Source organism: Nocardioides sp. NPDC057767, from assembly GCF_042798275.1.
GTDB lineage: Bacteria > Actinomycetota > Actinomycetes > Propionibacteriales > Nocardioidaceae > Nocardioides.
Window position 1 is genome coordinate 1 of sequence record NZ_JBHVKJ010000094.1, and the last position, 12,969, is coordinate 12,969.

Here is a 12,969-nt window from a genome sequence, read left to right on the forward strand (position 1 = left end):
GGGCGACGAGAGTGCACTCTCGTCGCCCACAACTGCATTCTCGGCCGACGTAGCTGACGTCTCGGCTGTCAGGGGTGGCCGAGGAGGCGGATCTGGCGACCGTCGGCCCCGCGCTGGGAGCCGGTGACGCGGTCGCAGGAGCCGGTGTCGACCCAGCAGCGGAGGTACCAGGACTCGGTGATGGTCGCGGTGTAGAGGACGACGCTGCGATCGGACTCGAAGCCGGCGACGTGGACCTTCTCGACGGAGTCGGGTACGCGCAGGTCGATGTGCTCGGAGGTGCTCATGTTGACGGCGATGCCGCGTTCGGCGCCGTAGCTGATCATCCCGGGATCGCTGGGGTTGCGGGCGATGGCGACGATCGAGCCGTCGGGGGAGTCCACTACCGAGCCGGGCAGCGGTGCGTGCACTCCGGGCTGGGTGAGGCTGCCGTCGGCCTCGATGGCGGCGAAGCGGGCCTCCCACTCGCTGGGGTTGTGGAGGAGTACGCCACGGCGCAGCGGGATCAGCTGCTGGTAGCCCAGCGGCAGGGAGATCCGCTGGGTCGTGTGGCCGGGATTCCACGCCGTCACCGGCGGGCGGGAGACGGTCAGCTCACCGTAGTTGCCGGGTGCGGCCGGAGGGGCCGGGACGATGCCGGTGCGGAAGTAGGCGCGGGTGCGGTCGGTGCCGAGGATCGCGGTGGCGACCGGGGTGCCGTCGAGGTCGAGCCGGTCGGTCTCCTCGCCCGTCGCGGTGTCCACGGCGACCAGGGCGGAGGTCTCGTCGCCGGTCTGCTGCAGGGCGAAGAGCTGGTTGCCGTCCTTGCTCAGGACGGGCTGGATCCACAGACCGGGGACCTGGATCGTCTTCCCGCGTCGCGCGATCCACACCGGACCAGGTTTCTCGGCGCGCTCGTACATCAGCACCGTCCACCCGGCCACGCTCATCTGGGAGCCGTACACCTTCTGCGGCTTCGCGCCGAGCTGGAGCCGGCCGGCCTGGTCGACGAACGGCAGCGTCGTCGCCGGACCGATGGGCAGATCGGCGTACGTCGCCGGGACGGCGGGCGCACTGTTGCGGACCGTCGGAGCGGGCGGGGCGGGCGAGGCCACGTTGGCGCCGGTGCGCGCCTCGGCGAGACGGGTCGTGTGGACCGCGAGCCAGGCCACGGAGGCGACCAGAGCGAGGATGATGCAGGCCGAGAAGAGGATTCCGGCGCGGCTGCGCCTCGCCGTGGCCGGCTGCTCGTCGAGCACCACGGGCGGCTGCTTTTCGTCGATGTGCACGTCGGTGATGGTCGTACCTTCCTCGTCCTGTCACCCGAAGGCCTGCGACGTCGAAGCTGAGCTACGGACGTGGCCCGAGTCTCTCCACGGTAACCATGCCGAGGCGTCGGGATCAGGAGAGTTCAGGTGAACAATCCGTTTTCACATGCCGTCGGTATGTCCGCTGGGCCCGGGCATGGCCTAAGGTCGGACGGGTGGTGAGAAAACGAGTAGCTGATGCCAGCAAACAGGCCGGAAAAGTCGTCGGTGCGGTGAAGGACACGGCCGGCAGGCTGGTCGCCGACGTGGTGTCCGGCAAGGTCAAGCTTCCCTCCGTCCCGAAGGTCACACTGCCGCGGCCCGGACGCAAGGCGTCGACCAAAGGTGCTGAGCCCGTCGTGAAGCCGGGTGGCAGGCCGGTTGCCGAGCCGGCCGTCATGCCTGAGACCGCCGTCGCGCCGGTCGCGGACCCGCAGGCCGAGCCTGCCCCGGCCACCCCCGAGAAGGTCGAGTCTGTCTCGGCCACCCCCGAGAAGGCGACCGCTCCGGCAGAGAAGCCGGCACCGGCGAAGAAGACCGCCGCCAAGAAGGCCACAGCCACGAACAGCCCTGCGAAGAAGACGACCGCGGCGAAGAAGACGGCGGCCAAGAAGGCGCCCGCCGCGAAGAAGACCCCGGCCGCCAAGAAGACCACCGCGAAGAAGACGCCGGCGGCCAAGAAGACCGCCACCGCGGTGACCCCGGCAACCCCGTCGACTCCGGAGACCCCCGCAACCCCGGCGAAGACGACGGCCGCGAAGAAGACCGCTGCGAAGAAGACGCCGGCCAAGAAGACGACCGCCAAGAAGGCCCCTGCGAAGAAGACGGCGGCGAAGAAGGCTCCCGCGAAGAAGGCTCCGGCTAAGAAGACGACCGCGAACGGGGCCCCGTCGACCCCGAACACCGGCGCCGAGAAGCCGTCCGGCGACTCCTAGCCGAGACTCGCGACCCGCACCGAAGCCAGAGCCGTGCGCGGCCCGAGCCCCAGTCTGCGTACGGCCTCGAGGTCCTCGAGGGTGTCGACGTCGTGGCGCAGCGAGTGCAGGTCGCCCACGAGCGGATGGGCGCCGCCGCCTCGATGGGCGGCGGCGGAGCCCGGCCCGAAGGCTGGCCGGAAGCGGTCGTGGGGCGCGGTGTAGAGCGTGGTGCCGCCGCCCGCCGCGTCCTCGACGTACGCAGCCGCGAACCCGCTCGCGGCGGTCAGCGCCGCGTCCAGGTCGGCGGAGCGGAGTGCGGGCAGGTCGCCACACAGGGCCGCGGGACGAAGCTCCGGCCAGCGGCGCCGGGCCTCGCGCGCGCCCTGTACGAGGGTCTCGTTGAGGTCTCCGCTGACCCCGTCGGGGATGACGGCGGCACCGAGGCGAGCCACGTCGGCGGCGAAGTAGGAGTCGTCGGTGATCACCAGGACGGCACCGACCCCGGAGGCAGCGAGGCACGACTCGGCAGTGTCGAGGGCGAACGAGCGAGCCAGATCGGCGCGTTCGTGCGACTCGATGCCGACCAGCCGGGACTTGCCGCGCGCCGGAGGCTTGACGGGCAGCAGGACGACGTAACCGGGTGCAGGTGCAGGCACAGGGTAGATCCTGACAGGTATCTCACAACCCCGAGGTGACGGCCCGGTAGCCTGCGTGCGTGGGAAAGTACCGGAAGTTCCAGGAGGGCAAGATCGGCTGGCCGTGGGTCGTGGCCGTCGGCATCGTGAAGCCCGTCCTTCTCGCCACCACCAAACACCAGTGGGACGGCGGCGAGAAGATCCCGGAGAGCGGGGGAGCGGTGATCGCGCTCAACCATGTCTCCGAGATCGACCCGTTCACCGCTGCGCACATCGTGTGGGACTACGGCCGCCGGCCGAGCTACCTCGCGAAGGCCGGGCTGTTCAAGGGCGCGCTCGGTAAGTTCCTGCGTGCCGCCGGTCAGATCCCGGTGGACCGCACGGCCGGCGCGTCGGCGTTCGATGCGGCCGTGAAGGCTGTCAACGAGGGCAGCATCGTGGTCGTCTACGTGGAGGGCTCGATCACCAAGGACCCGACCGGGTGGCCGATGCGCGGAAAGTCCGGTGCGGCCCGGATCGCGCTCGCAACCGGAGCCCCGGTCTACCCGGTGGGACAGTGGGGAGCCCAGGAGCTGCTTCCGGCGTACTCTGTCAAGCCGCATCTGATCGGCCGCAAGATGATCCAGATGAAGATCGGTGACCCGGTCGACCTGAAGGATCTCGAGGTGCAGGAGCACACTGCGGCGGTCGTGAATCAGGCGACCGACCGGATCATGAAGGCGATCGTCGGCCTCGTGGCCGACATCCGGCAGGAGGAGCCGCCCAGCGAGCTCTTCGACCCGAAGAAGGCCGGTGTGAACGCGACCGGGAACCCCGACAAGAAGAGGAACACCAAGTGAGCGAAGCATCGGGCAAGGTAGCGGTCTTCGGAGCGGGCTCATGGGGCACCGCGTTCTCGGTCATCCTCGCTGACGCGGGCAACGACGTGACGATGTGGGCGCGCCGCGAGGAGGTCGCGGCGGCGATCAACGACACCCACGAGAACCCCGACTACCACCCTGGCACCGAGCTGCCCCGCAACATCAGCGCCACCCACGACATCGAGAAGGCGGCGTACGGAGCCGATCTGGTCGTCCTGGCCGCGCCGTCGCAGACGCTGCGCGCCAACCTCACAGACTGGGCGCCGTTCCTGCCCAAGGACGTGCCGCTGGTCTCGCTGATGAAGGGCGTCGAGCTCGGCACCCTGGAGCGGATGAGCGAGGTCATCGCCCATGTCACCGGCGCCGGGCCGGAGCGGATCGCGGTGGTCAGCGGTCCCAACCTGTCCAAGGAGATCATCCGTCGCGAGCCCGCCGCCGGGGTGGTGGCGTGCGCCGACGAGGAGGTCGCCAAGGCGATCCAGGCCCGCGTGCACTCGCCCGCGTTCCGCCCCTACACCTCGACCGACGTCGTCGGCTGCGAGATCGGCGGCGCCTACAAGAACGTGGTCGCCATCTCCACCGGCATGGCCGCGGGCATGGGGTTCGGCGACAACACCCAGGCCTCGCTGATCACCCGCGGCCTCGCCGAGACCGCGCGGCTGGCCATGAAGCTGGGCGCCAACCCGATGACCCTGATGGGTCTGGCCGGCCTGGGCGACCTGGCCGCGACCTGCTCCTCGCCGCTCTCGCGCAACCGTACGTTCGGGGAGAAGCTCGGCAAGGGGATGACCACCGCCGACATCCTCGCCTCCAGCCACCAGGTCGCCGAGGGCGCCAAGTCGTCGCACTCGCTGCGCGAGCTGGCGGCGAAGGTCGGCGTGGACGTGCCGCTGGCGCAGTACGTCGACGACGTCGTCTCCGGTGCCAAGACGGTCAGCGAGATCATGGACGAGATGCTCGAGCGGCCGACGAAGGCGGAGACCGAGTAGGACATCGAGGCGGAACGGCCCCGGAGCAAATGCTCCGGGGCCGTCGCTGTCGTCAGGCCTCAGATGGTCCCGAGGTCCTTCCACGGACCCCACTCCTCGGTGCCGGGAGTGTTGCCCTGGGTCCACCACTTGGCCTCCCACAGGTGGCCGCCGTAGGTGACGCGGTCGCCGGCGACGTACACCGTCGTGGCCGACCACGCGGCCGCCCCGGCCGGCGGGTCGGTGGGCGGGTCCGTGGGCTCCTCGGTCGGTGGGTCGGTCGGGTCCGGTTCCTCGACCGGGCCGTCGGTGCCGTTGCGCATGGCGTCGGCGAAGGTGCCGATCAGCTCGCCCTGGCGGTCGCCGGACAGCTCCCACCACATGCCGCCGCCGAGGCGCTTGGAGATCGCGTAGGCCGCCTTCTGCCTGATGGTGGACACGTTGTCGTAGGTCCACCACTGGTTGCCGTCGTAGCGCCAGGCAGCACCGGTCGCGGCGTCGTAGTGGTCGGTGCCGCGGGTCTTGAGCTTGTCGTAGTCCTCGTTGCCCGCCTCGTACGTCCCGGGGGCCGCGGCCGTCGCCGGACCCCACGGCTGGGCCGAGGTCGCGCCCTGCCAGCCGCGACCGTAGGCCGCCATGCCCAGGCCGAGCTGGGCCGGTGAGATCCCGGCGTCGAGGTACTCCCTGACCGACTCGTCCACGCTGAACCGCTTGCCGTCGGGGCGCGGGTCGGCGGGGTCGGCGTAGAGGTTGCCCTGGTGGCCGGTCAGTGTCGGGTCCCAGGCACCCCACAGGTCGTAGCCCTGGATGTTGCCGAAGTCGAGCGAGCTGAAGATCGCCGGGTCGTTCCAGCCGCCGGCCTCGATGTCCTGCGGGTTGGCCGGCAGGAACGCCGAGAGCTGGTAGTCCTTGCCCGTGGTCGCGCCCAGGGCGTCCAGCTGGGAGCGGAACTCGGCCAGCAGCGCCTTGAAGTTGGCGCGGTCGTTGACCGGGTCGACGTGGTTGCCGGCGTTGCCGTTGGGCGAGCCCGGCCACTCCCAGTCGATGTCGAAGCCGTCGAAGACACCGGCGGCCGCACCGGTGCCACCGCGGCCGTCGATCACCGGCAGGTTGCCCTTGATGTAGAGGTCGATGCACGAGGAGACGAGCTTGCGGCGCGACTCCGGGGTCGCCGCGGCCAGGGAGAAGTTCTTCGACCAGGTCCAGCCGCCCAGCGAGAGCAGGACCTTCAGGCCCGGGTGCTTCGCCTTGAGCTGCTTGAGCTGGTTGAAGGAGCCGGCCAGGGGCTGGTCCCAGGTGTCGGCCGTGCCGGAGACGGATGCGTCGGCTGCGTACGACATCCCGTAGTCGGCCCACGCGTCACCGGCCCCGTCGGAGCCGTTGGGACCCTCGCCCTGGGCCTTGTTGGCCTCGAAGCAGGTCAGGGTCTGGTGGTGGATGTTGCCGAAGGCGTAGTTGAGGTGGGTCAGGTCGTCGGCGACGCCGGAGGTCTCGAGCTGCTTGACCTTGAAGCCGCGGCCGTAGACGCCCCACTGCACGAAGTAGCCGACGTTGCGGTAGCCGTTGATGGCGGTCGGCTCCGCGGCGGCCGCCTTCAGCGATGCGCTGGACGGGCTGCTGGTGAGGGCGAGCGTGCCGGTGAGGGCGAGTGCTCCGGCGAGAGCGCCGATGAGAAGGCCGGCGATCCGGCGTGATCTTCGTGGGGGCAAGGCGACATGCATGGTGACACCTCCGAGGTGATGGCTTGCTCGGGCACCAGGCGCCCGATCGCCTTTCGATGGTGGCAGTCTCCGTATTTGTAAGCAACCTTTACTAATTAAGGAATTTCAGAACGTAATTCGAGGTCGGCGCGGAAGTAGTACGTTCGATTGGCCGCCAATCCTGGGAGATCGCCATGCTCGGACGCCGCTCTGCAGTTGTTGCCACGTTGACCGGAGGCGCGCTCGCGCTGGCCACCCTGGTCCCGTACGCAGGGGCGACCGCCGCCCCGGAAGAAGGACTCGCGCCGCCCCCGAAGGTGCCCACGGCCGTGGGCTACGGCGGCGCGGTGGCGAGCGTCGACGCCGATGCGAGCCGGATCGGGCTCGAGGTGCTGCGCAAGGGCGGCAACGCGACCGACGCGGCGATCGCGACGGCAGCCGCGCTCGGGGTCACCGAGCCCTATTCGGCCGGGATCGGCGGTGGTGGCTTCTTCGTCCACTACTCCGCGCGCACCGGTGAGGTCGAGACGATCGACGGGCGGGAGAAGGCGCCGGCCGCGATGCCGCACGACGCGTTCATCGATCCGGAGACCGGGAAGGAGTATCCGTTCTTCCCGGACATGGTCACCAGCGGCGCCTCGGTCGGCGTCCCCGGCACCCCGCTGACCTGGGACAAGGCGCTGAGGAAATGGGGCACGCGCTCGCTGGCCCAGTCCCTCGAACCGGCCGCGCGGCTGGCTCGGCGAGGCTTCGTCGTCGACGAGACCTTCCGGCAGCAGACCGTCGACAACGCGGATCGTTTCGCAGCGATCGATTCCACTGCGGAACTGTTCCTTCCCGGAGGATCCGCGCCGGAGGTCGGCAGCCGATTCCGCAACCCCGACATCGCCGCGACCTACGACCTGCTCGGACGCAAGGGCGTGAAGGCCTTCTACCGCGGCCCGCTGGCCGCGGAGATCGCCGCGACGGTGGCCGAGCCGCCGAAGACCGACGACACCGACCTACCGGTTCCGCCCGGCTGGGTCACCACCGAGGACCTGGCCGCCTACACCGCCCCCGATCGCGAGCCGACCCGCTCGACCTACCGTGACCTGGACGTCTACGGGATGGCGCCGCCGTCCTCCGGTGGCACGACGGTGGGGGAGGCGCTCAACATCCTGGAGCGCTACGAGCTGGCCGGGATGAGCGCTACCGAGGCCTACCACCACCTGATCGAGTCGAGCGCGATCTCCTTCGCCGACCGTGGGGCCTACCTCGGCGACCCCGATCACGTCGACGTGCCCGTCGAGGCACTCCTCGACGACACCTTCGCAGCCGAGCGGGCCTGTGGGATCGATCCCGCGGCGGCCCTGCCGAAGCCGGTGGCCGCCGGGAACGCCGACGACTACGACGGCCTCTGCGGCGATCCGGCCGGCGCCGGGGTGACCGCCAAGGACACCGAGAACCTGGAGACCACCAACCTGACCGTGGTCGACCGTTGGGGCGACGTGGTCGAATACACCCTGACGATCGAGCAGACCGGAGGATCCGGCATCACCGTGCCCGGTCGCGGCTTCATCCTCAACAACGAGCTGACCGACTTCTCGACCACCTACCGGCCCGACGACCCCAACCGGATCGAACCCGGCAAGCGACCCCGCAGCTCGATGTCGCCGACGATCGTCCTCTCCGACGGGCGGCCCGTGCTCGCGGTCGGCTCGCCCGGCGGCTCGACGATCATCACCACCGTGCTCCAGATCCTCATCGAGCGGTTCGCCCGCGAACGGACACTGCCCGAGGCGATGGCGGCGCCGAGGGTCTCCCAGCGCAACGCCGCGAACACCGGCGCCGAGCCGGCGTTCATCGAGACGTACGGCGGGCCGCTGACGTCGCTGGGACACCGCTTCGCCTCCACGGCGGAGCTCGGCGCGGCCACCGCGATCGAGATCGGCCCGGACGGGCTGCTGACCTCGACCGCCGAGCCGTGGCGCCGAGGCGGCGGGTCCGCGTTGGTGGTCAGTCCGGCGCCCTAGCCTCCGAGGCGCTCCAGCGCCTGGGAGAGATCGTCCCAGAGGTCGTCGACGTCCTCGATCCCGACCGACATCCGCACCAGCCCCTCGGGCACCGTCGACGACTCGGTCTTCCAGCGGCGACGGCGCTCGAACGTGGACTCGACGCCGCCGAGCGAGGTCGCGTGGACCCACAGCGAGGTGGAGTGGGTGAGGAGATCGGCCTGCTCCGCGGTGGGCAGCACGGCCGCCAGCATCCCGCCGAACCCCGGATAGCGGACCTCCGCGACGGCCGGGTGCGCACCCAGCCGCTCGGCGAGGGTCGCCGCGTTGGCGGCGGAGCGCTCGACGCGCAGGTGCAGCGTACGAAGGCCGCGCAGCGCCAGCCAGGCCTCGAACGGACCGGGGATCGCGCCGAGGAGGTCGCGGCGGGCCTTGAGTACGTCCCACAGCGTGTCGTCGGAGACCACGACCGCGCCCATCACGACATCGGAGTGACCGGCGATGAACTTGGTGGCCGAGTGGATGACGATGTCCGCGCCGAGGGCGAGCGGCTGCTGGATCAGGGGGGTGGCGAAGGTGTTGTCGACCACCACGCGGGCACCGGCCTTGTGTGCGGCGGCGATGACGGCCGGCAGGTCGGCGAGCTGCATCCCCGGGTTGGTCGGCGTCTCGACCCAGACCAGGGCGACCTCGCCGTCGAGCCTCTCGAGCAGCTTCACGACCGCCGCGGTGTCGGAGAAGTCGGTGAGGCGAGCGGTCAGCCGGCCGCGGGCCTCGAGGTCGGCCAGCTGGCCGATCGTGCCGAGGTAGCTCTGCTCGGTCGCCAGGACCACCGAGTCGTTGACCAGGTCCAGCAGCGTCGCGACCGCCGCGAGCCCGGATGCGAACGACAGCGCCCGCCCACCCTCGAGCCTCCCGAGCGCCTCCTCGAAGGCCACCCACGCGTCGTTGGTGTAGCGCCCGTACTCCTTGTCGCCGCCGGCCACATAGGTCGAGGCCATCGTGATCGGTACGTTGAGCGGCTGGTCGGGCTCGTGGGCCGGCCGCCCGGCGTGGACGGCGATCGTGGCGGGCTTGTGATTCATGGCTTCGACCCTATTGCCCCTTCCGCGACGGGCCTCACGCGCCGCGCGGTTACGGGTCGGCGCACGGTCCCGGATAAGGTTGCGGCCGTGTTGACGACCCTGCTGGATGGACGTGCCTTCGGTGAGAAGCACGGCAAGGATGCTGCCACCGTCGTGGCCCTGCACGGCTGGGCCCGCAACCGCAGCGACTGGGGATCGACGCTCGAGGGCCTGGACGCGCTCGCGCTCGACCAGCCCGGTTTCGGCGCGACGCCGGCTCCGGACGAGGCCTGGGGAACGCGGGAGTACGCCGATTGGCTCGCCGAGATCCTCAGGGAGCTCGACCGGCCGGTTCTGGTCGGGCACTCCTTCGGTGGCCGTGTCTCGGTACAGCTCGCTGCTGCGTATCCGGAGCTCGTCCGTGGGGTCGTGCTGACCGGCGTGCCGCTCTTTCGTCCCAAGGCCGGGGGCAAGCCCAAGCTTGCCTACCGTGTCGGCCGTTGGGCGTACTCCAAGAAGCTCATCCCAGAGACGAAAATGGACCAGCTGCGGGAAAAGTACGGCTCGGAGGACTACCGGAACGCCAAGGGCGTGATGCGGCAGGTGCTCGTGAAAGCGGTCAACGACGATTACACCGACCAGCTCGCTGCCATCCCGAAGGACCTCCCGCTGCGCCTAATCTGGGGCGAGAACGACACCGCCGCGCCGGTCTGGATGCCCGGTGAGGCGATGGAGATCCTGGGGGACAACGCGACCCTGGAGATCGTGCCCGGCTCGGCACACCTGCTCGATGCCGGCCTGGTCAAGAGCCTAAGAGGCTCGATCGACGAACTGCGTACGTTTTGAATCTGAGGGGCTGAAGAAGAAGCATGTGGATCGTCCTGGTCACCTCCGCGCTGACCCTGGTCTCGTACTACCGCTGGCTGCGGGTCGCTCAGCGTGAGCACTACGAGCCGACCCGGCTGTTCGCGATCGAGTGGATCTGGATCAAGGCCCGCCCGGTCGAAGCGATCCTGCTCGGTGCGGTCGTCGTGGTCTGTCTGGCGTCGTTCGTGCTGCCCTACGGTGCGCTCGTCGGCGCGCTGCTGTTCCTCGGCTGGCCCGTGGGCATGTCGTTCACCGGCGCGAAGCGGCTCGTCTGGACCGACCGGGTCAAGCGCCTGGCCGGTGTGCTCCTCGTGCTGCACGCGGCCGTCACCGTCCTGATCGCGCTGTTCGCCCCGGCCGCTGCCGGCCTGCTCCCGATCCTCGCGGTCCCGCTGGCCGAGGCGGCCCTGGCGATCATGTGGCCGATCGAGAAGGCGATGGCGAAGAAGTGGCAGGTGCAGGCCGCTGCCACGATCAGACGCGTCAACCCGAAGATCGTCGCGATCACCGGCTCCTACGGCAAGACCTCCACGAAGAACTACGCCACCCACCTGATGCAGGGTCGCTGGTCGACGCTGGCCTCGCCGGCGAGCTTCAACAACGCGATGGGCCTCTCCCGTGCGGTCAACGACCGCCTTCAGCCCGGCACCGACATCTTCGTGGCCGAGATGGGGACCTACGGTCCCGGCGAGATCGCCGAGCTGACCGAGATCTTCCCGCCCGAGGTCGCCGCGATCACCACGATCGGCGAGGCCCACCTGGAGCGGATGAAGTCGCGCGAGACGATCGTGAAGGCCAAGTCGGAGATCCTCCCGAAGGCCTCGACCGTGGTGCTGAACATCGACGTACCCGAGCTCGCGCTCATCGCCGAGAACCTCCGCGCCAGCAAGCGCGTGATCGCCTGCTCCACGGTGCCGGGCACCGCCGCCGAGGTCGTGGTGGCCGACGGCAACCTGACGATCGGCAACGAGACGTACGCGGTGGAGCTGCCCGACGAGGTCGGCCACCCGATCAACGTCGCGATCGCCGTCGGCCTCGCCCTTGCCGTCGAGGTGCCGATCGAGACGATCACCCAGCGACTCTCCTCGATCCCGGGTACGCCCCACCGCGCCGAGGCCAACCAGACCCCGGGCGGCGTGTGGGTCGTCGACGACACCTTCAACTCCAACCCCACAGGCGCCGCGGCCGCGCTGGCGAAGGCGAAACGGCTGGCGGGGGAGTCGGGCACGGTGTGGACCATCACGCCCGGTATGGTCGAGCTGGGCACCGAGCAGGCCGCGCGCAACATCGAGTTCGCGCAGGCTGCCACGGCCTCCGACAAGATGCAGCTGTGCATCGTCGGTCGCACCAACCGAAAAGCGCTGCGGGCGGGGGACCCCGCGCGAACCACTGCGTTCGACAGCCGCAAGGCGGCGGCGGATCACGCTCTGACCGCGGCCAAGGAGGGCGACGTGGTGCTGTACGAGAACGACCTCCCCGATCACTACGCGTAGGACCCCAGGAGCTTCCACCATGAGCGTAACCAAGGCCACCATCGTCTTCGGCGGTCCCAGCGCCGAGCACGACATCAGCATCCTCACCGGTCTGCAGGCCGAGCGGGTCCTCTCCGGTGCCGGCGTCGAGGTCACCTGCCTCTACTGGGCGCGCTCGGACAAGTGGTTCCTGGTGCCCGCCAAGCAGGAGGCCCGTGACTTCCTCGGCGGCGAGCCGAAGGGCTCCAAGGCCGTCGAGTTCCGGCTCGGCACCGAGAAGGGCGACGGCTTCTACACCGTCGGCGGCTTCGGCGGCGGCAAGCGACTGGAGACCGGCCCGATCCTCTCCGCCTTCCACGGCGGCGCGGGCGAGGCCGGCGGCATCCAGTGGCTCTTCGAGCTCGCCGGCCTGAAGGCGACCGGCGCCACCCCGGCCTCCGCCGCGCTCGGCATGGACAAGCTCGCCTTCGGCGCGGTCATGCTCAACGCCGGCCTGCCGTCGCTGCAGCGCGAGCTGCTCTCGCGCTACGCCGCCCCGTCCTTCGAGGGTCCTTACATCGTCAAGCCGCGCTTCGGGGGCTCCTCCATCGGCATCGAGGTCGTCGACGACTACGAGACCGGCCTCGCGCTCCTCAACACCTCGCCGCACCTGCGTGCCGGAGCGGTCGTCGAGCCGTACCGCCCCGACCTCTTCGATCTCAATGCCTCGGTCCGCACCGCGCCCGAGATCGCGGTGAGCGACGTCGAGCGCCCGCTGCGCTCCGACGAGGCGAAGATGTACGACTACTCCGCCAAGTACGTCCACACCGACGGCCTGTCCTCCTCGCCGCGCGAGTTCCCGGCCCAGGTCGAGGAGTCGGTCACCAAGCAGATCAAGGACCTGGCCGTACGCGTCGTGGAGCTCACCGGCCTGACCGGCATCCTCCGCATCGACTTCCTCTCCGACGGCAAGGGCGAGGTCTTCATCAACGAGGTCAACTCGATCCCCGGCGCGCTCTCGCTCTACCTGTGGCCCGACACCCCGGCCTCCGAGGTTCTCACCAGTGCCATCGCCGAGGCCGAGAAGCACATCCCCCAGGTCACCCGGAACTTCGAGGAGGGCGTCGCCCTCAAGGCCGCCGGCGGCATCGCCGGCAAGCTCACCGGCCTGAGCTGACGTCGAGTCGGCACAAACTGACAGCAAATCGCCGAGTCGGCCCGTCATGACGC

At 69.9% G+C, this 12,969-nt stretch carries 11 protein-coding genes; 7 read left to right on the forward strand and 4 right to left on the reverse strand.

What is annotated here, in order from left to right; genetic code table 11:
• Nucleotides 1-68: 68 nt before the first annotated feature.
• A complete protein-coding gene (locus tag ACFVDI_RS27500; protein ID WP_378912077.1) occupies nucleotides 69-1,268 on the reverse strand; it encodes a hypothetical protein in 1,200 nt (399 codons plus the stop codon).
• A gap of 197 nt (nucleotides 1,269-1,465) precedes the next feature.
• On the opposite strand from ACFVDI_RS27500, the gene ACFVDI_RS27505 reads away from it, so the two are divergent.
• On the forward strand, nucleotides 1,466-2,221 hold the full coding sequence (locus tag ACFVDI_RS27505; protein WP_378912078.1) for a hypothetical protein: 756 nt from the start codon (nucleotides 1,466-1,468) through the stop codon (nucleotides 2,219-2,221).
• Here the strand turns inward: ACFVDI_RS27505 and cofC are convergent.
• Nucleotides 2,218-2,859, reverse strand: coding sequence for a 2-phospho-L-lactate guanylyltransferase (cofC, locus tag ACFVDI_RS27510; protein ID WP_378912079.1), 642 nt, complete (start codon nucleotides 2,857-2,859; stop codon nucleotides 2,218-2,220). The genes ACFVDI_RS27505 and cofC overlap by 4 nt on opposite strands.
• Nucleotides 2,860-2,918: 59 nt before the next feature.
• On the opposite strand from cofC, the gene ACFVDI_RS27515 reads away from it, so the two are divergent.
• Together ACFVDI_RS27515 and ACFVDI_RS27520 are read left to right on the forward strand one after the other, a co-directional pair.
• Entirely contained in the window at nucleotides 2,919-3,677 is a 759-nt protein-coding gene (locus tag ACFVDI_RS27515; RefSeq protein WP_378912080.1) for a lysophospholipid acyltransferase family protein, read from the forward strand.
• Nucleotides 3,674-4,687, forward strand: a complete 1,014-nt coding sequence (locus tag ACFVDI_RS27520) for an NAD(P)H-dependent glycerol-3-phosphate dehydrogenase (protein WP_378912081.1) — start codon at nucleotides 3,674-3,676, stop codon at nucleotides 4,685-4,687. The genes ACFVDI_RS27515 and ACFVDI_RS27520 overlap by 4 nt, the downstream gene beginning before the upstream one ends.
• A gap of 59 nt (nucleotides 4,688-4,746) precedes the next feature.
• Here ACFVDI_RS27520 and ACFVDI_RS27525 read toward each other — a convergent pair whose 3' ends face one another.
• The gene (locus ACFVDI_RS27525; RefSeq protein WP_378912082.1) at nucleotides 4,747-6,387 is read right to left on the reverse strand and encodes a glycosyl hydrolase family 18 protein; all 1,641 of its coding nucleotides are present in this window, start codon (nucleotides 6,385-6,387) and stop codon (nucleotides 4,747-4,749) included.
• A gap of 173 nt (nucleotides 6,388-6,560) precedes the next feature.
• Between ACFVDI_RS27525 and ggt the strand changes: the two genes are divergently transcribed.
• Nucleotides 6,561-8,378, forward strand: a complete 1,818-nt coding sequence (gene ggt / locus ACFVDI_RS27530; protein WP_378912083.1) for a gamma-glutamyltransferase — start codon at nucleotides 6,561-6,563, stop codon at nucleotides 8,376-8,378.
• Here ggt and ACFVDI_RS27535 read toward each other — a convergent pair.
• Nucleotides 8,375-9,442, reverse strand: coding sequence for a trans-sulfuration enzyme family protein (locus ACFVDI_RS27535; RefSeq protein ID WP_378912084.1), 1,068 nt, complete (start codon nucleotides 9,440-9,442; stop codon nucleotides 8,375-8,377). The two genes, ggt and ACFVDI_RS27535, sit on opposite strands and share 4 nt — an antisense overlap.
• An 87-nt stretch (nucleotides 9,443-9,529) precedes the next feature.
• Here ACFVDI_RS27535 and ACFVDI_RS27540 point away from each other — a divergent pair, with 87 nt between their 5' ends.
• From ACFVDI_RS27540 to ACFVDI_RS27550, 3 genes are read left to right on the forward strand one after another with little or no spacing between them, the layout of a single operon-like run.
• The gene (locus ACFVDI_RS27540; protein ID WP_378912085.1) at nucleotides 9,530-10,267 is read left to right on the forward strand and encodes an alpha/beta fold hydrolase; all 738 of its coding nucleotides are present in this window, start codon (nucleotides 9,530-9,532) and stop codon (nucleotides 10,265-10,267) included.
• 23 nt (nucleotides 10,268-10,290) lie between these two features.
• Entirely contained in the window at nucleotides 10,291-11,781 is a 1,491-nt protein-coding gene (locus ACFVDI_RS27545) for a Mur ligase family protein (protein ID WP_378912086.1), read from the forward strand.
• A gap of 19 nt (nucleotides 11,782-11,800) precedes the next feature.
• Nucleotides 11,801-12,916: a hypothetical protein gene (locus ACFVDI_RS27550; RefSeq protein ID WP_378912087.1), complete on the forward strand. Its 1,116-nt coding sequence runs from the start codon at nucleotides 11,801-11,803 to the stop codon at nucleotides 12,914-12,916.
• Nucleotides 12,917-12,969: the final 53 nt, after the last annotated feature.